Genomic DNA, 24093 nt, shown 5'->3' with positions numbered 1-24093 from the left:
CCCCCCCCCCCGACGCGTCAGGCCCCGACGAGGTCGACCGGGGTGGTCGGCGACGGGTCGCGCCGTGCCGCGGGCTCGCGCTTGCGGTCGAGCGCCTTCTTGATGCGCCACGCCGCGAACACCGCGACGACGCTCACGACCACGTGCATGCCGAGGAAGACGTCGGTGAGCCCGGCGCCGAGCAGCACGCCCGCGACGAGCGGCCCGGCCGCCGAGAACGCGGTCTGCATCGCGCCGATGGTGCCGAGCGTCTGGCCGACCATGCCCTTGGGCGCGAGCTGCGCCGTCAGCGGGTTGAGCACGGGGCTGTAGATCGTCTCGCCGACGGCGAAGATGCCGTAGGTCATGACGAACAGCGCCGAGGCGATGCCGGGTGCGAACTGCGCCGCAGAGAGGATGAGCCACGACACGACCCAGATCGAGCCCACGGCCATGAGCAGCACCGGCGCGCTGCGCTTCGCCGTGAGCTTCACGACGATCACCTGCAGCGCGACGATGACGAGGCAGTTGACCGCCGCCGCCATGCCGATCGCGGCGGGGTCGACGTCGAGCACGGTGATGCCGTAGGCGGGCAGCCCCGACTCGAACTGGGCGTAGAAGCCGAGCGCGAGGGCGACCGTGACGACGGCCGTCCAGCGCATGGCGGGCTCGGCGAAGATCCTGCGCAGCGCCCCGCGGGAGCGCGCCGCGCCGTCGGGGTGCCCGTCGCCGTCGAGGTCGACCGCGGCGATCGCCCCGGTCGCCGCGTCGAGCGCCGAGAACGCGCCCGTGTGCGCGGCCACGCGACCGGTCGCGGTGCCGACGCCGGCACCGACGAGCCCCGCCTGCCGCACCCGCCCGGCGAGCGCGATGATCGCCGACGACAGCACGAACCCGCCGGCCGCCATGGCGAAGCCGACGTCGAGCCCGTCGGCCCGGTCGAGGTCGACGACGAGCCCCGCGAGGAACGCGCCTGCGGCCATGCCGAGCGATTCGCCGGTGAACTTGTAGGCGAACACCTTGCGCCGGTCGTCGCCCGAGGACCACTGCAGGGCGAGCACCTGCTTGGCGGGCACGGCGGCCGAGAGTCCGAGGCCGAACACGAGCATGCCGGCGAGGAAGAGCGCGGGCACGTCGACCCAGACGAGCGAGGCGACGCCCGCGGCGCCGATCAGCTGCGCGATGACGGCGACCTTCACGGGGTCGAAGCGGTCGGCGAGCCGCCCGGCGAGCGGGGCCGCCACGAGCGCGCCGATCGAGAACAGCGACGAGGCGCCGGCGGCGACGAGGGCACCCCAGCCGCGGGTGTCGGCCGCATAGGCGTACTGGTAGGGCAGCACCGCTCCCCAACCGAGCGATCCGATGGCGCTGGCCAGAATGAGCAGTCGCGCGCGCATGGTGGTGTCCTCCTCCCGAGGTCTCGACGAGCAGAGGGATGCCTCGCGCCGACGCCGGCGGCGAAGCATCCCTCACCCTTCGAATGCGAAGTATTCGATATCGAAATATTAGCAACCGAAATATGCGTGAGAGAATTCCCGTATGCCCCGACGAACCCCGAGCGCCCCCGAACTGCACCGTCGCGCGGTCGCGACGTACGTCGCCGCGGGCGGAGAGGAGTCGGTGCAGCGCGTCATCACCGCCGTGCAGAGCCTCACCAAGAAGCTCGACCAGTGGTACGTGCGCCAGCTCGCCGACCTCGACATCGCCGCCGGCGAGTGGGCGGTCGTCACCTCACTCGCGAAGGCCGGCGAGGCGCTCACGCCGAGCCAGCTCGCCGACCTCACGAACGTCGCGCCCTCGTCGATGACGCACCGGCTCGACAAGCTCGCCGAGCGCGGGCTCGTCGAGCGCACGCCCGACCCCGAGAACCGCACCCGCACCTACATCAGCCTCACCGACGAGGGGTGGGAGCTGTTCAGCCTCGCGATCCGCGGCTCGTCGGTCGTCGAGACCGACGTGCTGCAAGACCTGAGCGACGACGAGCGCATCGAGCTCGCCCGCCTGCTCGAGGTCGTGATCGCCCGCCTCGACGACGTCGAGGCGTAGCCCGACCGGCGGTCGGGCGGCGAGCCGTCCCGAGACCCGCTACCAGGAGCGCACGCGCTCGACCGTCACCCGCACGGGCACCGAGTACTCGGCGATGTAGCGCTCGGGCGTGTACTCGATCCGCTCGATCGCCTCGGCGTACTTCTCGGCGTACCGCGGCCACTCGGGCCGATCGCCGATCTCGCCGATCTCGGCCGACCCCGTGAACACCGCGACGTCGTCGCCGACCTCATCGGTGTTGAAGTGCAGGGCGGTGCGCGGGTTGCGGGCGAGGTTCGCGAGCTTGGGCGTGTCGGGCTTCGAGAGCAGCATCAGCTCACCCTCGTTCCACACGAACCACACGGGCGTCGGCACGGGGGTTCCATGCTGGTTCACGGTCGTGAGCCAGATGGTCTCCTCCGTCTCGAGGCGCTCGATGACGCGGTCGCTCAGCTTCAGTTCTTTCGACATGGATGCCTCTCCTCGGGCTCGTTCGCGGCCGGTCTCGATCTGCTCGCCGCGCCCTACGGGCGCAGCAGCACCTTGATCGCGCGCCGCTCGTCCATCGCGGCGTACGCCTCTGCGGCCTCGGCGAGGGGGAGCTCGACGTCGAACACGAGGCCCGGCTCGATGGCGCCCGACAGGACGTCGGGCAGCAGCTCCTCGATGTAGCCGCGCACGGGTGCGACGCCGCCGTTCACGCCGACGTTCGTGTTGAAGAGCTGGCGCACCGGCAGCTCGGGGCCTCCGTTCGGCACCCCGACGTAGCCGACCATGCCGCCGGGCCGGGCCGAGCGGAGCGCCTGGTCCATCGACTCCTCGGTGCCCACGCACTCGAGCACGCGGTCGGCGCCGATGCCGCCCGTGAGCTCGCGCACCGCGGCGATGCCCTCGGCGCCGCGCTCGGCGACGATGTGGGTCGCGCCGAACCGGCGGGCGAGCGCCTGCCGCTCGGGGTGGCGGCTCATGGCGATGATCGTGCCGGCACCGAGCCGCTTCGCTGCGATGATCGCGCAGAGGCCCACCGCCCCGTCGCCGACGACGGCGACCGAGTCGCCCGGCCCGACGCCCGCCGAGACGGCCGCGTGGTGTCCGGTGCCCATGACGTCCGAGAGGGTGAGGAGGCCGGGCACCTGCTCGTCGCGCACCGGCCCCGGCACGACGACGAGGGTGCCGTCGGCGAGCGGCACGCGCACGCGCTCGCCCTGGCCGGCGTCGGCGAAGGCGCCCTTGCGGTCGTCGCCGCCCCACCAGCCGCCGCCCAGGCACGAGGTCGACACCCCGTTGCGGCAGTTCACGCAGGTGTTGTCGCACACGTAGAACGGCGCGATCACGAAGTCGCCGACCTGCACGCCCACGACGTCGTCGCCGACGGCCTCGACGACGCCGATGAACTCGTGGCCGATGCGGCGCGGCTCCTTCGTCGGCGTGATGCCGCGGTACGGCCAGAGGTCCGAGCCGCAGACGCACGCGGCGACGACCTTCACGATCGCGTCGTCGCCGGTCGTGATGACGGGGTCGGGCACGGTCTCGACGCGGATGTCCCGGGGAGCGTGGATGACGGTGGCGAGCATGCCCTCGAGCCTATTCCCGGTTCGAGCCCGGGCACCCCTGGCCGGCCGCCCCGTCGGCACGAAGCGCCGCCCGGCGATCCGCCGGGGGGCGCCCGACCGAGACAGCGGCACGTCTTGACGCCCCGCCGACCCCGGGCTACTCTGAGCGAACCCACTCTGACAGCGTTGTCATATCGAGATCTCTCACGATGCGACTCCTGTCGAATCCGCATGTGGCACCCCGAAGGCCCGCTGAATCCAGGAGACACCCATGGCCCCCTCCGGCCCCGCACCCGCTCTTCGCGCGAAGACGCTCCGATGGCGCCGCACCGTCGCCCTCGCCGTCGCGGCGACCCTCGCCGCACCGCTCGCCGCCCTCGCGCCCGCCGCCCTCGCGCCCGCAGCCCGGGCATCCGCCGCCCCCGTCGCGAACGCCGCCGCCTTCGGCGCCCCCGATGAGATCGCGGCCGACTACTACGCCGCACTGCTGCGCCACACGCGCTGGGTGAACTCGGTGTGGGATCCGGCGATCAACGCGTACCAGTCCAAGGACTTCAACTTCGCGGTCGTGCTCGGCAACGCCGTGATCGTCACGCACGGAGACTACGACGCCGAGATCGCCGGCATCTCGAAGGACCAGCTCACCCAGCGCACGATCGACACGATCCGCTACTACGCCGCCAAGAACCGCTTCGTCGACCCGAACGGCACCTGGGGCAAGCGGATGTTCTGGGACTCCACGTTCCAGTCGTACTTCCTCGACGCGGGCCGCGTGCTGTGGGATCGGCTCGACGCCACGACGCAGAAGAACCTCGAGACGATCGCCGTCGGGCAGTCGGCCTACACCGCCGACCTCGACTACGGCGACGACCCGCTGTCGGGCTCGTGGACGGCCGACTGGCCCACCGGCAAGCACGCGGGCGACACCGCGCAGGAGGAGGCGGGCGTGTACACCCAGGCGCTCGCGCCGGGTCTCGCCTGGGCACCCGACCATGCGGACGCCTCGCGCTGGAACGAGCAGCTCGGCGACTGGGCCCGCAACGCCGCCGGCCAGCCCACCGCCGACCTCAACAACCCGGCCGTCGTCGCCGGGAAGCCGGTGTCGACGAACACGATGCAGACGATCTACGACACGTACCTCGTCGAGAACCACGGGTCGTTCGGCCCGCACTACCAGTCCGACATCTGGCGCTCGGGCGGGCGCAACGCGATCCAGTTCATCCTGAACGACCAGCCCATCCCCGAGTACCTGAAGCACCAGCCGAACTCGGCCGAGCTCTGGCGGTCGATCAAGATGGTGATGTCGAATCAGGGTGAGCCGTTCATGCCGATGGTCAACGACCGCGAGTACCTCTACGGCCGCGACGTGATCCCGATGGCGTTCCTCGGTCAGGTGCTGCGCGACCCCGACGCCGTGCGCGCCGAGGCGAACATGGCCGCGTCGCTCGAGGCCTACCAGGCGTACCCGCCGGTCGACCGGCTGGCCAAGTTCTCGGGAGAGCCCAAGTACGAACCCGAGGCGCGCGCCGAGATCGCGATCTCGTACCTGCTGCACGTCGAGGCCGCCGAATCGGCGGAGGGCGTCGTCCGGCCCGCGCCGCAGGACGAGTTCTTCGCCCGACTCGCCGGGGTGCGCGACTTCGGCGCCGGCCCCGGTCTCTCGGTGCAGCAGTCCGCGAACGCGTGGGCGGCGGCATCCAGCAAGAAGGGCTTCCTCAAGTTCCCCTGGGTTCCGGGCCACGACTCGTGGCTGTTCGCGCTGTCGGGCTCGACGCCGTACCTGTACCCGAACTCGGCGGCGACCGTCGACGAGCGGCGGACGAGCACCTACACCGCGCCGCGCGACGGCTTCGAGGGCACGGCATCCGTCTTCCGGATCGGCGGCGGCTACGCGGGCCAGGTGACGCTGCCGAACGGGGCGGCACTGTACGCCTCGACCGGCGCCGGCTGGCAGGACGGCACCGTCTCGGTGCGCAACCTCGACCTCGGCGGCTACAACGGCCTCGACGGGTCGCGCACCTACTACACGGCCGAGGGGTCGGCCACCGACACCCTGCCCGTCGTGACGCCGCCGAACCCGGCCGACGCGAACGCCGCCCGGATCGACGACCTGTCGTTCGATCCCGTGTCGGCGCGTTTCGTGCGCATCCAGGGCCAGCAGGGCAACGCCCGTTACGGCTACTCGCTGTACTCGCTGCACGCCTACGGGACGGGCGCGGAGGCCGCGACCGACCTGGCCGCCGGACGCCTCGCGACCGCCTCGAGCGAGGACCCCGCCCGTCGGGCCTCGACGGTCACCGATGCCGACCCCGCCACCCGCTGGGCCGTCGCCGTCGCCGAGCGCACGCGTGCGGACTCCTGGATCCAGGTCGACCTGGGTGCGGAGAAGAGCGTCGGTTCGGTGCGACTGGCCTGGGAGGTGAGCGCCGGTGAGCGCTATCTCGTGCAGACCTCGTCGGACGGCCGGACCTGGACCACGCAGACCGCCTACACCGGCAGTGCCGACGCCAACGTCGCACGCCTCGACACCGTCGACCTGACGCCGGCGGGCGCGACCGCCCCGGCTCCGGTCGAGGCGAGGTTCGTGCGCATGCAGGGGGTGCAGGGCGACCCCGCCTACGGCTACTCCCTCTTCACGATGCGCGCACTGACGGCGACCGGCGTCGACGCGGCGGCGGGCAAGCCGGCGACGGCATCGAGCTCGGACACGGGTCGTGCCCCGTCGAGCGTGACCGACAGCGACCCGGCCTCGCGCTGGGCCGTGTCGCGTGCCGACCGCACCCGGGCCGACTCGTGGATCCAGGTCGATCTCGGCGCTCCCACCGCGATCGCGCAGGTGCAGCTGGGCTGGGAGGCATCGGCCGGTCGCGAGTACCGCATCCAGGTGTCGGCGGACGGCGAGACGTGGCAGGATGCCGCGAGCTTCCGCTACACGGGCGACCAGGTCGCCACGACCGAGGGGTCGTGGATCAACGTCGAAGGCGCGGCCGGCTACGTCGTGCGCGGCGGGCAGGCGCCGATCACCGTGTCGAGCGAGAAGGAGGGGATCAACACCCTTCGGCTCGGCGGCGGCGACCGTCCGATGCTCGTCGAGATGGTGCCGGGCGACGCCGCCGCGACGGCCGCGCAGGATGCCGCGCCGCAGCCGAGCGCCGACGGACTGCTCGTGAGCTCGCTCGGCGGCTACCTCACCGCCTTCAACCTCACCGGGGCCGACGTCACGACCGACGTCGCGGTCCCCTACGTCGGCGACACCGTGGCGCTGTTCGCCGGCGACCAGGTGCTCGGGCCGGATGCCTCGACCCTCACCGTCACGGTGCCCGCGGGCGACGCGGTCGTGCTCGCTCCGCGAGCCGCGGTGAAGACCGCGGCCGCGGTCCGGGCGGCCGGTGTCGCGGTGTCGGTGCTCGACGGCCGCACGGTGCGCGTCGCGCGGCCCGACGGCGGGGATGCCGGAGCGGGAGCCGTGAAGACGATCGACGTCACGAACGTCGAGACCGGCGAGACGCGGACGCTGCCGATCGGCAAGCCGAAGGTCGCGGCGCCGGCGTCGTTCCCGGGCGCGACCGCGTTCCCGGTGCCCGACCTGGCGCTCGCGGCGCTCACGTTCCCGGCGTCCGTGCTGCCCGAGGGCATGACCTCGCCGCAGGGCGCGGTCGACGGCGACGCCGGCACCGCGTGGACCCCGGGGGCGGACGGCCGCATGGTCGCCGACCTCGGCTCGGCGCACCAGATCGGCACCGTCACCACGCTGTGGGACGGCGACGGGGCCCCGGCGGCGATCGTCTCGGTGAGCGACGACGGCATCACGTTCCGCGAGGTCGGTTCGCTCGAGGCCGGCGCGACGCGCGGGTCGGTGGCGGTCGACGCGACCGCGCGGTACGTCGCGCTGACCACCGAATGGGCCGAGGGCGACCCCGGTCTGATCGCACTGCGCGCACTCGTTCCGGGGGCGGTCGACCACCCTCGGGGCGTGCAGCTGAGTCGGTGACCGTCGGCGGCTCGGGCTGCGTCGACGTGCGCCGCCCGGGCCGTCACCGCTCGCGCGCCTCGCCGAGCATCGCGCGGAGCTGCGCGACGACGAGCTCGTGGTCGTCGAGCTGCGGCAGCCCCGAGACGCCGACGGCGCCGATCACCGCGCCCGAGACGAGCCGCAGCGGCAGCACGCCGCCGTGGGCGGCGAACAGCTGCGGGTCGAGGCGGGCGTGGGTGTCGAAGTCCTCGCCCTTCGCGCGGAACTCCTCGCCGACCAGCAGCGAGGACTTGCCGTAGCGCTCCACGACGCGGTGCTTGCGGTCGAGCCAGCCGTCGTTGTCGGCGCTCGCACCGGGCAGCGCGGCGTGGAAGACGCGCTGCGGCCCGAACCAGATCGCGATCGCGATCGGCAGGCCGCGCTCGGCCGCGATCGTGCGCAGCCGGGAGCCGAGCCGCCAGGCGTCGTCGAGGGTGAACGCGGCGAACCGCAACTCGTCGTGCTCCGCCTCGAGGCGGTCGAGCAGGGCAGTCATGCTCGAAGCGTACCTCCGACCGATCGGTGCCGGAGCCGCACGCGGGACGCGACCATCCGCCCTGCCGCAGTCCGGGTTCGCGGGATGTCGGCGGCATCCGCCAAGATGTCCGAGTGACCGGCATGAGATCGTTCTGGGCCGCCCTGCCGACCGAGGGGCGTTGGCTGCTGTCGACCGTCGCCATCCAGACCCTCGGCCGCGGCCTGACGTTGCCGTTCACGATCATCTACCTGCACGAGGTGCGCGGGTTCGACCTCGGCGTCTCGGGCACGCTCATGGGCCTCATCGCCATCACCGGGCTCGTCGTCACGGGGCCCGGCGGCACGCTCATCGACCGGTTCGGCGCCAAGATCGTGCTCATTGTGGGTCTCGTCGCGATGATCGCGGGCTGCACGCTGCTCGCCTTCGCGACGACGCCCGCGGTCGCCGCGGTCGCGCTCGTGCTCATCGGCATCAACTTCGGCGTCTCGTGGCCAGGCTTCAACGCCCTCATCGCGACCGTGGTCGAGGGCGACCTGCGCCAGCAGTACTTCGGCGTCAACTTCGCGCTCGTCAACCTCGGCATCGGCGTGGGCGGCATCATCGGCGGCTTCTTCGTCGACGTCGACAACCCCGACACGTTCACCGCGATCTTCCTCGTCGACGCGGCGACGAGCCTCATCCCCATGGCGCTGCTGCTCGGGCCGCTGCGGCACGTGCGCACGCACGCCGAGCCCGACGAGCACGCGGCTCCGGTCGGCGGCTACCGCGAGATCCTCAAGCGCCCGGCCGTGCTCTGGCTGACGCTCGTCACCTTCATCTCGGTGTTCATCGGCTACGGCCAGATGGAGGCGGGGTTCCCCGCGTACGCGCGCCAGGTCTCCGAGGTGTCGACGCAGGTCGTCGGCTTCTCGTTCGCCGTCAACACCGCCGTCATCGTGCTGCTGCAGTTCACCGTCCTGAAGCTCATCGCGGGCCACCGCCGCACCCGGGTGATGCAGGTGATGGCCGCGGTCTGGGCCCTCTCGTGGCTCGTGCTCGGTGCGACCGGGCTGCTGCCCGACTCGCTCGCCGCCGCGATCGGCGTGCTCGCGTTCATGGGCATCTTCGCCTTCGGCGAGACGATGCTGCAGCCGACCGTGCCGGCGATCTACAACGACCTCGCCGACGACCGAAACCGCGGCCGCTACAACGCGATCAACGCCGCGGCGTTCCAGGGCGGCGCGATCACGGGGCCGGTCGTCGCCGGCGTGCTGCTCGGCGTCGGGCAGGGCGCGTGGTTCATCGCCGCCATGGTCGCCGGCTGCGTGCTGATCATGGTGCTCGCGCTCGCGCTCGAGCGCCGGGTACCCGCGTCGGCGAACGGCGTCGCCGAGCCGTCGCCAGAGCCGGCGACCGACCCGAGCGCGTCGCCGGCCGGCCCGGCGGCGGGCTGAACCCGGCGGGGTCCGCGAACCCGCGCACGCGGCCCGTCATCGCGCGGTCCGCCGAACCCGCTACCGCTTCGGCAGCGGTCCGCCGAACCCGCTACCGCTTCGGCAGGGGCGGCACGAGCACCCGCAGCGACCAGCCGAACAACAGGAACAGCACGCCGACGCCGCCCGCGAACAGCGCGATGCCGAAGGCGATGACCGAGGTGAACAGCGACGCGCGCAGGAACGAGGCGTTCATCACGGTGGTGCGCAGCGGGTCGTCCTGATCGAGCTCCGAGTAGGTCTTGCCGTCGGCCATGTCGCGGGCGTGCATGTCGATGACCCCCGCCTGCACGTACGCGTCGATCGGTCCGTCGACCACCTTGCCAGCGAAGATCGGCGCGTCATCGGGGATGACGATGTTCTCGGCGCGCAACTGCGACGAGACACCCACCCACGCGACGACGGCCACGACGATCAGCAGGATCCCCCCGATGATCCCCGCGAGGCCGGTCAGTCGCACCACGTTCACCTGCGTACGGCTGAGCACCGCTCCGCCCGTCTCGAACTCCTCGGTCACGTCGCCCCCTTCGAACCGCGTTCGGTGCCAAGGCTAGCGACTCCCCGGCCGCGTGGACAGAGGCGGCGAGGCATCCGCTCCGCTGTGCGGATGCCTCGCAGCCGACGATCCGACGAGTCAGCCGCTCGTCGTCGCGAGCGATGCGAGCACGCCCTTCGCCTGCCGGATCTCCTGCGGCGTGGACGAGACGCTCGTGCGGATCGTCTCGACCTCGAGCATCGCCTCACCCCACGTCGTCGCCACGCCGTGCACCGTGACCGGTGTGGCGAGGTCGACCGACCCGTTCGCGAAGTTGAGCCACGCCGCGAGCAGGAACTGATCGAACTGACCGGCCGCGTCGTTCTTCGGCGGCGAGTGGAAGATCGCCGCGGCGTCGTCGCGGTCGAGCGGGGTGTCGAGCACGGTGCTGAAGAACACGGCGATGTCGAGGTAGCACTCGAGCTCGGCGGTCGTGAAGTCGTTGCCGTTCTTCACGCGCACCTGGCCCAGCCACCACCCGTGCTGCTTGGACTTCTCGCCGTCGCCGACCACGACGATCGCGGCGTCGTCGGCGTCCGAGCCGCCGTCGTCGTCGGTCACCTCGGTGACGAGGTCGTAGAGGCAGGCCTCGGCGTAGACGTGATCGGCCGACAGGTCGACATCGCGCGGCTGCACGGTGGGCGACTTCGGCGGATCGAGCACCGGCGGGTTCACGAGCGACGTCGCTTCGCTCGTGGTGCCGTCGTCCCAGTCCCACACGACGGTGAGGTCGTCGCTGCCCGGGTCGGTCGTCGTGACGGGTACGGTCGCGCTGCCCCCGGCATCGAGCACGAACGCCTGCACGCCGTCGTAGGTCTGCATGCCCGAGGTGTCGATCACGATCGACGGGTCGACGTTGGCGACCTCCACGACGACCGACCCGCACGTCGTCGTGTCGTCGTCGGAGCCGCAGACCTCCACCTCGAACGACCCGTTGTCGCCGTAGTCGTGGCTCGTCTCGAACGCGAGCGACGCGTCGGGCCGGGCGTGCTCCTCGGCGCCCGTCAGCGGATGCGGGCCGGCGCCGTCGTCGAAGTCGATCGTCGCCGACAGGTCGTCGAGCCATCCCGGGTCGGTGATGACGCCCGTGATGGTCGCGGTGCGCGTCGCCTCGTCGAGCGGCGCGACCGGGTCGATCGACACCGTCGGCGCGACGTTCGCCACCTCGACGTCGGCCGTGTCGGTCGCGGTGTTGCCGTAGAGGTCGGTGACCCGCAGCCCGATGGTGAACGTGCCGTCCTGGCCGACCCGGTCGAACGAGGGGCTGACCCCGAAGGCGTCGTCGTACTGGCCGTCGCCGTCGAAGTCCCACTCCCAGGCCGAGATCGCGCCCGCGCTCGGGTCGCTGCCCGCACTCGAGCCGGCACCCGTCACCGCGACATCCGTGCCCTCGTCGGTCGCATACGGTCCGCCCGCGTCGGCGGTCGGCGCGCACGCGGCGGGCAGGGTCTCGTCGTTCACCTGCGCGGCGTGCCCGTTCGCCCCGGCCGCGACGGCACCCTCGCCGAGCCCGCGCTGCGCGAACGCCGACCAGATGGCGCAGACGTGGTCGCCGCCGTTCGTCGCGATGTCGGCTGCGAGCAGGCCGTTGCGGGCGTCGACGAATGTCGGCTTCGCGCCGCCCGCCGTGTTCTTCATGCCGTCGATCACGAGCTGCTCGGTGACGGGCACGCCGAGCAACGCGCGCACGGCGTACACCATCGTCGCCCAGATCGTGCCGTTGCCGTGCGGCGACATGTTCGGCCCCGGCACGTACGGGTCGTAGTCCGAGTAGACGAGGGGCGACGTGTCGTAGGCGACGTTGCGCACCCCCGTCGTCGCGTCGCCGGTGACGTACTCGCCGACGACGGCGTCGTTCCACTTCAGGAACGAGATCACGTCGCTCCAGCCCTCGCCGAGGGCGCCCGTCTGGTCGTCGCCGTAGTCGAAGCTGCCGCCGCCGACGAGGCGCGTCGAGACGCCGTGGCCGAACTCGTGGGCGATCACGTCGCCGTCGAGCGAGCCGTCCCGGAACGGCAGCGACCACATGTACATCTGCATGCGCGGGCTCGACCCGTCGCCGGGCGTACCGAAGTTCGCGTTGTTCATGCAGCGGATGTCGTTGGGCGGCATCGCGTTGTCCTGGCAGCCGAAGTCCCAGCCGTCCTGCGCCTCGGCGAGCACGGGGTCGCCGTCGCTGCCCCCGTTGCCGAAGTTGTCGACCTGGAAGTTGCGCCATGCCTCGGTGAACCCGAGCTCGTACGTGTAGTCGTGCATCACGTTCGTGTAGTAGAAGAGCTGCGTGATGATGGCGTCGAGGTCGGCGTCGAGGCTCGCCTGACTGCCGTCCGAGTTCGTCGCCCACGCGTCGGTGAACGCGGCGTCGAAGACCTGGTAGCCGGGGTCGCCCGATGCGGGCGTGCTCGGCTGGTACTCGTCGTTCGCGTCGTTGTCGTCGAGGTCGCGGTACGCGTCGACGTTGTTGCCGCTCGTCGTGGTGTCGTCGACCCAGGTGCCGTTGATGCCCGAGAACGGGTGCAACTCGCGCGACGCGCCGGCCGCCTCGGGATGCTCCTCGTCGAAGACGTCGCCCTCCGGTCCGACCTCGGCGTAGCGGCTCGTCTCGGCGAGCACCTCGCCCGTCGCCGCATCGACGACGGACTCGACCCACACTTCGCCCGACACCTCGACGTCGGTGACCCACGCGAGTCGCAGGCTGCGACCCTCGTCGTCCATGAACCAGCGCTGCTCCGCCTTCAGCGGGGTCGGCTCGACGAGCCCGTCGACGGCGATCGAGTTCGGCACCTCCACGACCTCGCGCTCGGTGGTCTGCGCGGCCGCCGGCACGTCGGCGGCGGTGACGTCGGCGCCCGAGGCCACGACCGCCGTCTCGGCGATCGCCTCCGCCGCGGTCACCTCGGGGGCCGCCGGCGTGATGGGCGCGACGTCGGCGGTCGTGCCGCCGACGTGCACGAGCCGCCCGTCGGCGTCGATGCTCGCGGTGACGACGGCGTGGTGCACGGGGATTCCGACGACGGACTGTCGCAGCTGCACGTAGGCGACCCCGTTCGGGTCGGTGATCACGTCGTCGACGACGAGCGACTCGAGCCCTGCACCGTCGAGCCCGAACGCGTCGCGGTGCTCGGCGAGGTAGCCGAGCACGAGCTCGGCCGGGTCCGCGTCCGACGGCCCGGTGAGCGCGCCGGTCGGGTTGAGCACCGAGCGGACATCGCCCGCGCCGTCGCGCGTGACGAGCGCGGCGCCGAACTCCTCGCCGAGATCGGGCGGCGCCTCTGCGCCGGGTGCCGCGAAGGCGGCGACGGGTTGGCTGATGACGAGCGCGGTCGCGGCGATGACGGCAGCCACGGCGGTCGGACGGTACACGATGACCTCCGGAGGGACGCCCGGGGATCCGCGGAGCGATCCCCCCGGTCGCCCCGCGGCGTGGCCCTCGGTCGAGCCGGCCGTCACGTTACTCGTGGGGGACACGCGCCGCCCGGCAATGGGGGACAGATGGCACGCGACTCCCCCGGACTGGGGGTAGGTTTCGTCGGCCATCGCGCACGGCTCCGCGACCGTGCGAGGACGGTTCCGCATGGCGTCGGCGTACGGCACGAGGCATCCGCCCGGGTGAACGGATGCCTCGTGGCCGGCGCTAGTCGTCGAGCAGTTCGGCTTCGACGACCTCGTCGTCGGCGTCGCCGGCGACGGGTGCGCTCTCGCCCCTCGTCACCGTGAGCGACTCGCCGTCGCTCGCGAGCGCGACCACGACCGCGTCGCCGTCGCGCACGCTGCCGTCGAGCAGGGCGCGGGCGAGCCGGTCGTCGATCTCGCGCTGCATGAGCCGGCGCAGCGGACGCGCCCCGTAGAGCGGGTCGTAGCCGCGCTCGGCGAGCCAGGCCCTCGCGTCGGGGGTGACCCCGAGCTCGAGCCGGCGCTCGTGCAGGCGGGCGCCGAGCCGGTCGATGTAGAGGTTGACGATCTCTGCGAGGTCCTGCTCGCTGAGTGCCGAGAAGACGACGAGGTCGTCGAGGCGGTTCACGAACTCGGGCTTGAACGCCTGCCGCACCGTCTGCATCACGGCCTGCTCCTTCTCGCTCCAGCTCAGCGCCGGGTCGATGAGGTACTGCGAGCCGAGGTTCGAGGTGAGGATGAGGATCGTGTTGCGGAAGTCGACCGTGCGGCCCTGGCCGTCGGTCAGGCGACCGTCGTCGAGCACCTGCAGCAGCACGTCGAACACCTCGGGGTGCGCCTTCTCGACCTCGTCGAAGAGGATCACCGAGTAGGGACGACGGCGTACGGCCTCGGTGAGCTGCCCGCCTTGGTCGTAGCCGACGTACCCGGGAGGGGCGCCGACGAGGCGCGACACCGAGAACTTCTCGCCGTACTCCGACATGTCGATGCGCACCATGGCGCGCTCGTCGTCGAAGAGGAACTCGGCGAGCGCCTTCGCGAGCTCGGTCTTGCCGACGCCGGTCGGGCCGAGGAACAGGAACGAGCCGGTCGGCCGGTTCGGGTCGTTGATGCCGGCGCGCGAGCGGCGCACCGCGTCGGCGACGGCCGCGACGGCACGCTTCTGGCCGATGAGGCGCTTGCCGAGCTCCTGCTCGAGGTGCAGCAGCTTCTCGGTCTCGCCCTGCATGAGCCGGCCGACGGGGATGCCCGTCCACGCCGAGATCACGGCGGCGATGTCCTCGTCGGTGACCTGCTCGTTGACCATGCGCGGTTCGCCGCCGGCGTTGCCGGAAGCATCCGCCTGCTCGGCCGCCTCGAGGTCGCGCTGCAGGTTCTTGATCGTCTCGTACTCGAGCCGCGAGGCCTTCTGGTAGTCGCCGCCGCGCAGTGCGAGGTCGCGCTGGGTGATCGCCTCGTCGAGCTGCTTCTTGAGGTCGCCGACCCGGTTGAGGCCCTGGCGCTCGCGCGCCCACCGTGCCTCGAGCTCGGCGAGCTCGCGCTCGAGCGACACGAGCTGTTCGCGCAGCTTCGCGAGCCGCTCCTTCGAGGCGTCGTCCTTCTCCTTCTTGAGGGCGAGCTCCTCGAGCTTCATGCGATCGACCTGGCGCTTGAGCTGGTCGATCTCGACGGGCGACGAGTCGATCTCCATCTTGAGTCGCGACATGGCCTCGTCGATGAGGTCGATGGCCTTGTCGGGCAGCTGGCGCGCCGTGATGTACCGGTTCGACAGGGATGCCGCGGCGACGAGCGCGGCGTCGGAGATCGTGACCCCGTGGTGGGCCTCGTAGCGGCCCTTGAGCCCGCGCAGGATCGCGATCGTGTCCTCCACGCTCGGCTCGCCGACGTACACCTGCTGGAATCGGCGCTCGAGCGCGGCGTCCTTCTCGATGTACTCGCGGTACTCGTCGAGCGTGGTCGCGCCGATGAGGTGCAGCTCGCCGCGGGCGAGCATGGGCTTCAGCATGTTGGAGGCCGCGACGGACCCCTCGCCGCCGCCCGCGCCCATGAGCAGGTGCAGCTCGTCGACGAAGGTGATGATGCCGCCCTCGGCCTCGTTGATCTCCTTGAGCACGGCCTTCAGCCGCTCCTCGAACTGGCCGCGGTACATCGCGCCCGCGACGAGCGCGGAGATGTCGAGCGAGACGAGCTGCTTGTCCTTCAGCGACTCGGCGACGTCGCCCGCGACGATGCGCTGGGCGAGACCCTCGACGACGGCCGTCTTGCCGACGCCGGGCTCGCCGATGAGCACGGGGTTGTTCTTGGTACGACGGGTCAGCACCTGGCTCACGCGCCGGATCTCGGCGTCACGGCCGATCACCGGGTCGAGCTTGCCGGCCTTCGCGAGGTCGGTGAGGTTGACGCCGAACTGTTCGAGCGCCGACTTCTGCTCCTCCTGCGAGTTCGGCGCGCCCTGCATGTTTGCCACTCAATTGTCCCTTCGTTCAAAACTTGAGTCTACTGAACTCAACTTTGCGAAGGGGGTCGGTATTCCGGAATCGCGCGGAATCTCCCCCGCGCTTCACGCTAGACCGGATGCCTCGGGGTGGCTAGCCCGAGGGGCGGCCGTCGCGCGGCGCACCGCCGTGCGGGCGCTCAGTCGGCGCTCGCCCGCGGCTCCGGCTTGCGGCCGTCGCGATCGGTCCTGAGGTGCGGCAGGTCGGCGGCGCGCATCGGCTTCGACGCCGCGAGCTCCTCGACCCGACGCGAGCGTCGGGCGAGCGGCGACTCCGACGCCGTCTCGAGGATCAACCGCTCGGACGCCCGGTAGATCGAGACCGAGAGCTCTGCGTCGCGGTCGGCGACGGCCTCGAGGGGCACGAGCACCGCGGCCTCCCACGTCTCCTCCTCGACGACGCGGTGCCCGCGGAACGCGTCGTCGGGATCGGTGCGGTCCGGGATCCCGATGCTCAGCCCGGGGTCGACGACGGCCTGCAGGGCGACGACGGCCTTGCCCGCCCTCACCTCGATGAACGCGGTGCCGCGCACCGTGCCCTGCTCGGGCGGCGCGACATCGACGACGGTGCTGTCGAGCACGCGGATCTCGCCCCGCTCCACCTCCAGTCGCAGCCGAACGCTCCTCGCCTCCGGGCTCGGTTCGATTCGCGCTGCCACCTGCGGCCCCCAATCCCTGCGCCGCGTCTTCTCACCGTACAGCGCGAGGGATGCCTCGACGCCGGGCTTCGGGCGTCCGGTCCGCTCCTTGAGGGCGGCCGACAGCAGCCGGCCGTCCTTGAGCCGCCCTCGGCGGGCGGCGTTGCGCCGCGCACCGCCGGGTTCCTCATCGAGCCGCTTGCGCGGTCGCTCGCTGGTCTCGTCCATGATCTCGCCCCTCCTCGTGCCCGGCTCACCAGTTGCGGCCGAAGCGGTAGTCGTGCACCCACCGGTGGTAGATGCAGTCCATGGCCAGCGGCGCCGTGCCGCTGAAGGTCGACGTCCAGTCGGCGTTGTGGGCCAGGATGCGGTCCGGCCCCTTCCTCGTGAACGGTCCGATCACGATCGATTTCGAGAGCGCCGTCGTCACCCGGATCCGGTGGCGCTCGGGTACCCGATCGAACCGGTCGACGGAACCGAGTCGCCACTCGCCGACCCGATCCTCACGGAAGTCCGCCGACAGGTTCGACCCGCTGGAGATCATGCGGCCCGCGTATTCGTGCGACCAGTCGTCCATGTTCCAGGCGAACAGGTCGACCTTGCCGTCGCCCGTGAGGTCGGCGGGGAGGAAGCGGTCGTGACTGCGCATGCCGCCCCAGCCGGGGACGTCGCCGTCGAACATCCGCACGAACGCGAAGTCGCTGCCCGTCGAACGGAACATGCCGAGGTAGGGGTTCGCCCAGTCCGAGCCGTTGAAGACGTAGAGGTCGTCCTTGCCGTCGCCGTTGAAGTCGCCGACGAAGAACCGGTCGTGCTCGGCGAAACCGCCCCACCCGGGCAGGTCGTCCTCCCACATCCGGATGCACCGGAACAGGCCGCGCTGCATGCGGAACAGGCCGAGGTACTCGCTCGACCAGTCGCGCGAGTTCCAGATCAGCAGGTCGTCCCGGCTCGTGCCGCCGACGTTCGCCACCATGATCTCGTCGTGGTCGGCGAGGCCGCCCCAACCGGGGATGTCCCCGTCGTACCGGTGCGACTGCGAGAACCCCGAGCCCGTCGAGATGAGCGTGGCCACGTACGGCATCGACCAGTCATCGAAGTTGGAGACGAGCAGGTCATCGCGTCCGTCGCCGTCGAAGTCGCCGACGAGGAACGCGTCATGCCGCGCGAACCCGCCCCACCCGGGGATGTCGCCGTCGTAGCGCGCGAGCACGCGCATGCGCCCGTCGGCGTCGACCTTGATCAGCGCGAGGTAGGGGAACACCCAGTCGGTCGAGTTGTAGACGACGAGCTCGTCCCGCCCGTCGCCGTCGAAGTCGCCGGCCAAGTAGCGGTCGCCCGGCCTGATCTCCCAAGAGCCGGGCACGATCGCGGCGGTCGTTCGCTTGTGCGCCCAGCGGGTGCCGTTGGCGCGGTACACGGTCAGGGCCCGGTCCTCCACGCCGATGAACTCCGAACCGAGGCTCGACGTGAACCGCCCCGGCACCGCTCGCGTGAAGCTGTGCTTCGCCGGGCCGTGGTAGGTGTCCTTCAGCTCGGTGTAGCAGACCGGGCAGAAGTCGGGCGTGTTGCTGTTCATCCGGCAGTCGATCACGGGGCGGAAGATGGCGGTCTCGAACGTCGCGCCGCCCTCGAAGAGCCCGGCGTCCGACGCGTCGTCCCACCCGGCGGGCTTCGTGCCCGCGGTCCAGCCCGCTGCCGCGCCCGTGCCGGTCGGCACCGGCGTCGTGCCCGCCACGAACTGCTTCCACTTCAGGCGGGAGCGCCTGGTCTCGATCGTGACGTTGACCCGAGCGGGCTCGCCCGATCCGTACGCCCCCTTGCCGGTCGCACTGTACTCGTCCTCGAGGTCGCCGAAGCCGTGTCCCATCTCATGCGCGATCGTGTCCCAGCCCTCCTGCGTCGTGACCTTGAGCACTGAGCCGGTGCGCAGGCCGCCCGGCAGCGTCGAGTTGACGATGATGAGGGTGAAGGCGGCGCCAGGAGCCCACTTCGCGACGGCGTCGTCGATGCGCTTCTTCGTGTTCGCGCCGTTCTCGAACCAGTTGTGCCACCACTCGCCGTTCGAGATGATGCCGAGCGCGGTGTCGAAGATGCTCTCGGTGGAGGTGTCGTCGGCCAGGTTCGACGGGGTGCCGTTGAGGTTCCACGTGCGCGTGCTCGCGCCCGAGTGCACCGATTCGAGGTTGACCCGCCGGATGTTCCAGGCCGCGGCATCCTCGTTGTAGTAGCCGCTGCCGAACACCTGCTTCATCACCACGTCGCGCACGTACGTGTTGTAGACGGTCTGATCGTTGCCCGCGGCGAACCCGTCGCCGAGGATCGCGAGCGTCTTCCCACCCGATCCGACGTCCTGCAGGACCGTGACGCTGTCGGCCATGATCATCCGCCCTTCGCGTTGAGCCGCGGACTCCGCCGCCGTGCTCCCTGAGTTGACGAGATGATCATGAGGGATATTCAGGACCGCGGCATCGGGGATGGCCCTGAGCCGAGGCATCCATGCATCGGAATGCACCCGCCCCGAACCGCGTTGGCTCTGACATGCGACGCTTCGGAACCCTCTCGTTCGGACACTACGGCCCGCTCGGCGGCGGCCGCGAGCTGTCGGCGGCCGACTCGATGCTGCAGGCCATCGACCTCGCGCAGGGCATGGACGAGCTCGGGGTCGACGGCGCCTACTTCCGCGTGCACCACTTCGCCCGCCAGCAGGCGTCGCCGATGCCGCTGCTCGCGGCCATCGCCGCGCGCACCTCGCGCATCGAGGTCGGCACGGGCGTCATCGACATGCGCTACGAGAACCCGCTGCACCTCGCCGAGGACGCCGCAGCGGTCGACCTCATCTCCGGCGGCCGCCTCGCGCTCGGCGTGAGCCGCGGATCACCCGAGACGGTCGTCCGCGGTTACGAGACGTTCGGGTACACGGGTTCGGAGGACCCGCGCGGCGCGGACATCGCACGCGACCACTTCGCCCGGTTCCTGCAGGCGATCGAGGGCGAGGGGCTCGCGGAGCCCGACCGCTCCTCGCCGTTCGCCGGTCCCGTCACGGGCACCGGCGGCCTGCAGCGGATCGAGCCGTACTCGCCCGGACTGCGCTCGCGCATCTGGTGGGGCGCCGGCAACCGCGACTCCGCGGAGTGGGCGGGCCGTGTCGGGGTCAACCTCATGTCGTCGACGCTGCTCACCGAAGACCGCGGCATCCCGTTCGACGAGCTGCAGGCGCAGCAGCTCGAGGCGTTCCGCGCCGCCTGGCGCGAAGCGGGCCACCCGGGCGAGCCGCGGACATCGGTGAGCCGTTCGATCTTCCCGATCACGACCGCTGAGGACGAGCTGTACTTCGGCGGCCGCGAGGAAGGCGACGGCGTCGGCTACATCGACGGCCTGCGCTCGACGTTCGGCAAGACGTACGCCGGCACGCCCGACAAGCTCGTCGAGCAGTTGCAGCGCGACGCCGCGATCCAGTCGGCCGACACGCTCATGCTCACGATCCCGAGCCAGCTCGGCGTCGAGTTCAACCTGCGCCTCGTCGCCGCGTTCGCGGAGCACGTTGCCCCGAGCCTCGGCTGGCGGCCCACGACCGACGGCTGAGCTCAGCGCTCGACCTCGACCGACACCACCGTCGTGCGCACGACGCCGGAGGGCGTCGGCACCTCGTAGCGGACGGGCATGCCGGGATAGCCCGGCGCGAACCAGAAGACCGACACCGACGATCCCGCGTCGCCGTGCCGCGTGGCGTAGCGAAGGCACTCGAGCGTGCCGAGCGGGGACTCGATCACCTCGGTCGTGCGCTCGGTGTGGTCGGCCGGGAACGCCGCATGCTCCTGCAGCTCGAGCCACGTCACGCGTTCGTTCGTCACCGCCCCGTCGACGTCGCCTGCGGCGTCGAGGCGCCACTGCTCGAGCGTGGCGCCCTCCGGGTCGCATCCGCTGAACCGGTTGACGCGCTCGAACCGCTCACCGCCGGGAAGCTCGACGAGCAGTCGGATCAGCTTCCCGACACCGCTCGCCGCCCTGATCTCGTCGGCCGTGAACGGCGTCGGCAGGAGGCCCGGCCCGAGCACGTGCGGGTCGGAGGCGGTCGGGTCGTCGCTCGCGAGCCCCGCAACGGCAGCGTCATCGCTCATGGCGCAAGTCTGCGACATCCGCCGTCATCTGGGAACCTTCTCGGACCATTCCATGCGTTCTCATACGTTCATGCGCGAGGCTCGAAGTCCGCACGCACGACATCACGGCAGGAGCCGCATGCAGAAGCGCACGAAGATCATCATCGCCTCGATCGTCGCCGGGGCACTCGCCCTCGGCGCGACCGCCGCGATCGCCGGCCCGATCGTCTACCGCGACCTGATCGTCGGCGAGGCCGACGCAGCACCCAGCGTCACCGCGGCGCCCACCGCTTCGAGCGACGCGGATGCCTCGGCTTCGACGACCGATCTCAGCGGCGAGTGGACCGTGGCCGACGGCTCCTACGCGGGCTATCGCGTCGACGAGGTGCTGAACGGCACCGATGTGACCGTGACCGGCCGCACCGCAGAGGTCGACGGCACGCTCACGGTCGACGGGCTCAGCCTGACCGGGGCCGAGTTCACGGTCGACGTCGCCTCGATCACGACCGACTCGGCCAACCGCGACGACTACTTCCGCTCGACGGCGCTGCGCACCGACGAGTTCCCGACGGCGACCTTCGTGCTCACCGAGCCGATCTCGGTCGCCGAGGCGCCGGCCGTCGGCGAGGTGCAGCAGGTCACCGCCACGGGTGAACTCACCCTCGCCGGCGAGACGCGGCAGGTGACCGTCGAGCTCGAGGCCGTGCTCGACGGTGCGACCGGGCAGGTCGCCGGCAGCATCCCGATCACCTTCGCCGACTACGGGGTCGAGGCGCCGAACCTCGGATTCGTCTCGGTCGAACCCGACGGCTTCATCGAGTTCTCGCTCGAGCTCGAGCGCGCCTGAGTCCTCGAGCCATCTGAGCCGAGCGCCGGCGCCGGAGCACGTGCTCAGGCCGACGTCGTGGCGGCGAGGCTCCGGGCCAGGATCCGCGCCGCCTCCGGGAACCGCTCCGGCTCCGCGCCCGAGTAGTTCAACCGCACGAAGGGCCCCGACGGCTCGGCGGGAAACCACTCGCGCCCCGGGGCGATCGCGAGGCCCCGGGCTTCGGCGTCGCGGACGAGACCGTCGACGTCGGTGCCGTCGGGCAGGCGTGCCCACAGGTTGAGCCCGCCGGCGGGCACCGCCTCGACGTGGACGTCGGGCGCATGCTCGCGGAGGCTCTGCACCAGCAGGTCGCGACGCGCCCTGAGCTGCCCGCCGAGGCTGCGGAGGTGGGCGGCCCACCCCGGCTGGGTGACGACGTCGAGCGCCGCGGCCTGCACGACGCCGCTGACGTACATCGCCTCCGCCGCGCGGTCCGCGACGATCCGATCGCGCGCGGGCCCGCGCGCGATCACGGCCGCGACCCGCAGCGCCGGCGACACGCTCTTCGTGAGGGAGCGCAGGTAGATGACGTGCCCGTCGTCGTCGAGGGCGGCGAGGGGCCGGACTCCGGCGTCGATACCGAGATCGTGGGCCCAGTCGTCCTCCACGAGGAAGGCGCCGTGACGTCGGACGGTCTCGAGCACAGCGCGTCCGGTCTCGACCGGCCAGCTCGCCCCGGTGGGGTTCGCGAAGTTCGGCTGCGCGTAGAAGGCCCGCGCTCCGGTCTCCGCGAACGCCCGCTCGACCGCTGCGGGGTCCGGCCCGGCCGGCCCGGTCGGCACCGGCACGAGCACCACGCCGGCCTGTTCGGCTGCGAGCATCGCTCCCCAGTAGCTCGGCGACTCGATCAACATCGGGCGTCCCGCACCCACGAGCGCTCGGAAGATCGAGCTGAGACCTCCCTGGCTACCGGCAGTGATCAGCGCATCGCGCGGTGCCGCGTGCGCGACCCCGGCCGGAGCCGCGGCGGCGAGCTCGTTCGCGAACCACGCCCTGAGTTCCGGCACGCCGGCAGCCGGCGACCGGGTCATGGCGGCGTCGGTCCTCGCCGCACGGGCGAGCGCCTGGCGGACGGCTCGTTCGGGCAGCAGCTCGCGGGCCGGGTAGCCCGAGTGCAGCGCGATCGCGTCGGGTGCGACCTGACGGTGCGTCGCCGACAGCGCGGCCGTGCGCGACGGCGGCGCGCCGAGTGCCGCCGTCTGCCATCCGTAGTCGGCGGGCCGAACCGCGCGCGTCGCACGCACGAACGTGCCGATGCCCGGCCGGCTCTCGACGAGGCCCAGCGCGATGAGCTGCCGCATCGCCTTCTGCACCGTCACCGGGCCCGCTCCGAACTCGTGCATGAGCGCCCGATTCGACGGCACCCGCGCCCCGGGCGGCGCCGCAGCGATCCATGCCCGCAGGTCGGCGACGATGCGCTCGGTGCTACTCTGACTCATGACAGGCCAGAGTAGCGTTATCCATCGTTCGACGACAGTGCTTTCAGGGCGCGCCGGACTCTGGTGGGGGCTCCTGGGTGTCACCGCCTTCTCGTTCACGCTGCCATTCACGCGCGTCGCGGTCGGCGGGCTCTCGCCGCTCTTCATCGGATCGGCGCGCGCGGTCGTCGCCGCCGCCCTGGCAGCGACCGCCCTCGCGCTCACGCGTCAGCACTGGCCGACCGCCGTGCAATGGGCTCGCCTCGCCGTCGTCGCGGGCGGCGTCGTCGTCGGATTCCCGCTGCTGAGCTCGTTCGCGCTCACGACGGCCCCTGCGAGTCATGCCGCGGTCGTCGTCGGCCTCCTGCCGGCGGCGACCGCGGTGACAGCCGTGATCCGGGCGAAGGAGCGGCCGGCGCGGTCGTTCTGGCTCTTCGCCGGCCTCGGGGCGATCGCGGCGATCGCGTTCGCCTCACTCCAGCACGGCGGGCTCGGCGGGCTGCAGTGGTCCGACCTGCTGCTGTTCGGCGCCGTCATCGCCGCGGCGATCGGCTACGCCGAGGGCGGCCTGCTCGCGCGGGAGCTCGGCTCGTGGCAGACGGTCTCGTGGGCGCTCGTGGTCTCCGCGCCGCTCATGCTCGCCTTCACCGGCGTCTCGGTCGCGCAGCAGCCGCCGGCGGCGACACCGGCCGAGTGGCTGGCCTTCGCCTATCTCGCCGTCGTCAGCATGTTCCTGGGCTTCTTCGCCTGGTACCGCGGCCTTGCGATCGGCCCGATGGCCCAGGTCAGCCAGGTGCAGCTCGTACAGCCGGTCATGAACATCGGGTGGGCCGCACTCCTCCTGAACGAGCCGATCGGCTGGCCGACCCTCTTCGGCGGGCTCGCGGTCGTCGCGTGCGCAGCGCTGGCGGTGCGCACGCGACTGCTTCCGCGGTAGCGCTACGCACTCCGAACTGAATCGAGCAGTGGGCTCGGGGCAGACGGGGCGTTAAACAAGAAGAGCCGCCAGCATCTCTGCTGGCGGCTCTTCTCGAAAGAATGTCCGGCGGTGTCCTACTCTCCCACAGGGTCCCCCCTGCAGTACCATCGGCGCTGCGAGTCTTAGCTTCCGGGTTCGGAATGTGTCCG

General features: G+C 71.5%; 17 protein-coding genes and 1 rRNA gene. 6 read left to right on the top strand and 12 right to left on the bottom strand.

Translation table 11 applies throughout. The annotated features are described in order from the left end of the window. Positions 1-17: 17 nt before the first annotated feature. On the bottom strand, positions 18-1376 hold the full coding sequence (locus ACWGPE_RS17035) for an MFS transporter (protein ID WP_275505140.1): 1359 nt from the start codon (positions 1374-1376) through the stop codon (positions 18-20). A 142-nt stretch (positions 1377-1518) separates the two neighbouring features. On the opposite strand from ACWGPE_RS17035, the gene ACWGPE_RS17030 reads away from it, so the two are divergent. Then, positions 1519-2025, top strand: a complete 507-nt coding sequence (locus tag ACWGPE_RS17030) for a MarR family winged helix-turn-helix transcriptional regulator (RefSeq protein ID WP_231429524.1) — start codon at positions 1519-1521, stop codon at positions 2023-2025. A gap of 39 nt (positions 2026-2064) precedes the next feature. Here the strand turns inward: ACWGPE_RS17030 and ACWGPE_RS17025 are convergent, their stop codons facing one another. Together ACWGPE_RS17025 and ACWGPE_RS17020 are read right to left on the bottom strand one after the other, a co-directional pair. Then, a complete protein-coding gene (locus ACWGPE_RS17025) occupies positions 2065-2475 on the bottom strand; it encodes a TIGR03667 family PPOX class F420-dependent oxidoreductase (protein ID WP_275505139.1) in 411 nt (136 codons plus the stop codon). Between the two features lie 53 nt (positions 2476-2528). After that, positions 2529-3578, bottom strand: a complete 1050-nt coding sequence (locus ACWGPE_RS17020; protein ID WP_275505138.1) for a zinc-dependent alcohol dehydrogenase family protein — start codon at positions 3576-3578, stop codon at positions 2529-2531. A gap of 250 nt (positions 3579-3828) precedes the next feature. On the opposite strand from ACWGPE_RS17020, the gene ACWGPE_RS17015 reads away from it, so the two are divergent. Further along, a complete protein-coding gene (locus ACWGPE_RS17015) occupies positions 3829-7548 on the top strand; it encodes a discoidin domain-containing protein (RefSeq protein WP_452049142.1) in 3720 nt (1239 codons plus the stop codon). Positions 7549-7591: 43 nt separating this feature from the next. On the opposite strand, the gene ACWGPE_RS17010 is transcribed toward ACWGPE_RS17015, so the two are convergent. Next, positions 7592-8065 (bottom strand): heme-degrading domain-containing protein, encoded by a 474-nt coding sequence (locus ACWGPE_RS17010; RefSeq protein WP_231429520.1) that lies wholly within the window; start codon positions 8063-8065, stop codon positions 7592-7594. 122 nt (positions 8066-8187) lie between these two features. Here ACWGPE_RS17010 and ACWGPE_RS17005 point away from each other — a divergent pair, with 122 nt between their 5' ends. Continuing rightward, a complete protein-coding gene (locus tag ACWGPE_RS17005) occupies positions 8188-9480 on the top strand; it encodes an MFS transporter (RefSeq protein ID WP_231432234.1) in 1293 nt (430 codons plus the stop codon). 91 nt (positions 9481-9571) lie between these two features. Here ACWGPE_RS17005 and ACWGPE_RS17000 read toward each other — a convergent pair whose 3' ends face one another. The 5 genes from ACWGPE_RS17000 to ACWGPE_RS16980 form a co-directional block, all read right to left on the bottom strand. Then, positions 9572-10036, bottom strand: coding sequence for an aromatic ring-opening dioxygenase LigA (locus tag ACWGPE_RS17000; RefSeq protein ID WP_231429519.1), 465 nt, complete (start codon positions 10034-10036; stop codon positions 9572-9574). 117 nt (positions 10037-10153) lie between these two features. Continuing rightward, positions 10154-13399 (bottom strand): M36 family metallopeptidase, encoded by a 3246-nt coding sequence (locus ACWGPE_RS16995; protein WP_452049141.1) that lies wholly within the window; start codon positions 13397-13399, stop codon positions 10154-10156. A gap of 289 nt (positions 13400-13688) precedes the next feature. Continuing rightward, positions 13689-15905, bottom strand: a complete 2217-nt coding sequence (locus tag ACWGPE_RS16990; RefSeq protein WP_275505561.1) for an ATP-dependent Clp protease ATP-binding subunit — start codon at positions 15903-15905, stop codon at positions 13689-13691. Between the two features lie 176 nt (positions 15906-16081). After that, positions 16082-16807: a hypothetical protein gene (locus tag ACWGPE_RS16985; protein WP_231429513.1), complete on the bottom strand. Its 726-nt coding sequence runs from the start codon at positions 16805-16807 to the stop codon at positions 16082-16084. 25 nt (positions 16808-16832) lie between these two features. After that, positions 16833-18959: a M64 family metallopeptidase gene (locus tag ACWGPE_RS16980; RefSeq protein ID WP_231429511.1), complete on the bottom strand. Its 2127-nt coding sequence runs from the start codon at positions 18957-18959 to the stop codon at positions 16833-16835. A gap of 161 nt (positions 18960-19120) precedes the next feature. Between ACWGPE_RS16980 and ACWGPE_RS16975 the strand changes: the two genes are divergently transcribed. Then, positions 19121-20164, top strand: coding sequence for an LLM class flavin-dependent oxidoreductase (locus ACWGPE_RS16975; RefSeq protein WP_376930745.1), 1044 nt, complete (start codon positions 19121-19123; stop codon positions 20162-20164). A 2-nt stretch (positions 20165-20166) separates the two neighbouring features. On the opposite strand, the gene ACWGPE_RS16970 is transcribed toward ACWGPE_RS16975, so the two are convergent. Then, positions 20167-20700: a hypothetical protein gene (locus ACWGPE_RS16970; protein WP_231429509.1), complete on the bottom strand. Its 534-nt coding sequence runs from the start codon at positions 20698-20700 to the stop codon at positions 20167-20169. 118 nt (positions 20701-20818) lie between these two features. On the opposite strand from ACWGPE_RS16970, the gene ACWGPE_RS16965 reads away from it, so the two are divergent. Beyond that, positions 20819-21526: a YceI family protein gene (locus tag ACWGPE_RS16965; RefSeq protein WP_452049140.1), complete on the top strand. Its 708-nt coding sequence runs from the start codon at positions 20819-20821 to the stop codon at positions 21524-21526. A gap of 44 nt (positions 21527-21570) precedes the next feature. Here ACWGPE_RS16965 and ACWGPE_RS16960 read toward each other — a convergent pair whose 3' ends face one another. After that, positions 21571-22986, bottom strand: coding sequence for an aminotransferase-like domain-containing protein (locus tag ACWGPE_RS16960; RefSeq protein WP_452049139.1), 1416 nt, complete (start codon positions 22984-22986; stop codon positions 21571-21573). Between ACWGPE_RS16960 and ACWGPE_RS16955 the strand changes: the two genes are divergently transcribed. Beyond that, positions 22985-23902 (top strand): DMT family transporter, encoded by a 918-nt coding sequence (locus ACWGPE_RS16955; protein ID WP_275505131.1) that lies wholly within the window; start codon positions 22985-22987, stop codon positions 23900-23902. The two genes, ACWGPE_RS16960 and ACWGPE_RS16955, sit on opposite strands and share 2 nt — an antisense overlap. 103 nt (positions 23903-24005) lie before the next feature. Here the strand turns inward: ACWGPE_RS16955 and rrf are convergent. Further along, positions 24006-24093: ribosomal RNA gene (rrf, locus tag ACWGPE_RS16950) — 5S ribosomal RNA — on the bottom strand; the annotation flags it as partial.

The organism is Agromyces sp. NPDC055658 (genome assembly GCF_053618155.1).
This window is presented reverse-complemented; position numbering and strand designations above follow the sequence as displayed.

Excerpts from the sequence above, each read along its gene's own strand:
- ACWGPE_RS17030 (WP_231429524.1), top strand. The coding sequence starts at position 1,519 with ATGCCCCGACGAACCCCGAGCGCCCCCGAACTGCACCGTCGCGCGGTC.
- ACWGPE_RS17020 (WP_275505138.1), bottom strand. The coding sequence starts at position 3,578 with ATGCTCGCCACCGTCATCCACGCTCCCCGGGACATCCGCGTCGAGACC.
- ACWGPE_RS16990 (WP_275505561.1), bottom strand. The coding sequence starts at position 15,905 with ATGCAGGGCGCGCCGAACTCGCAGGAGGAGCAGAAGTCGGCGCTCGAA.
- ACWGPE_RS16970 (WP_231429509.1), bottom strand. The coding sequence starts at position 20,700 with ATGAGCGATGACGCTGCCGTTGCGGGGCTCGCGAGCGACGACCCGACC.
- ACWGPE_RS17035 (WP_275505140.1), bottom strand. The coding sequence starts at position 1,376 with ATGCGCGCGCGACTGCTCATTCTGGCCAGCGCCATCGGATCGCTCGGT.
- ACWGPE_RS17025 (WP_275505139.1), bottom strand. The coding sequence starts at position 2,475 with ATGTCGAAAGAACTGAAGCTGAGCGACCGCGTCATCGAGCGCCTCGAG.
- ACWGPE_RS16980 (WP_231429511.1), bottom strand. The coding sequence starts at position 18,959 with ATGGCCGACAGCGTCACGGTCCTGCAGGACGTCGGATCGGGTGGGAAG.
- ACWGPE_RS17010 (WP_231429520.1), bottom strand. The coding sequence starts at position 8,065 with ATGACTGCCCTGCTCGACCGCCTCGAGGCGGAGCACGACGAGTTGCGG.
- ACWGPE_RS16960 (WP_452049139.1), bottom strand. The coding sequence starts at position 22,986 with ATGAGTCAGAGTAGCACCGAGCGCATCGTCGCCGACCTGCGGGCATGG.
- ACWGPE_RS17015 (WP_452049142.1), top strand. The coding sequence starts at position 3,829 with ATGGCCCCCTCCGGCCCCGCACCCGCTCTTCGCGCGAAGACGCTCCGA.
- ACWGPE_RS16965 (WP_452049140.1), top strand. The coding sequence starts at position 20,819 with ATGCAGAAGCGCACGAAGATCATCATCGCCTCGATCGTCGCCGGGGCA.
- ACWGPE_RS16955 (WP_275505131.1), top strand. The coding sequence starts at position 22,985 with ATGACAGGCCAGAGTAGCGTTATCCATCGTTCGACGACAGTGCTTTCA.
- ACWGPE_RS16975 (WP_376930745.1), top strand. The coding sequence starts at position 19,121 with ATGCGACGCTTCGGAACCCTCTCGTTCGGACACTACGGCCCGCTCGGC.
- ACWGPE_RS17005 (WP_231432234.1), top strand. The coding sequence starts at position 8,188 with ATGAGATCGTTCTGGGCCGCCCTGCCGACCGAGGGGCGTTGGCTGCTG.
- ACWGPE_RS16985 (WP_231429513.1), bottom strand. The coding sequence starts at position 16,807 with ATGGACGAGACCAGCGAGCGACCGCGCAAGCGGCTCGATGAGGAACCC.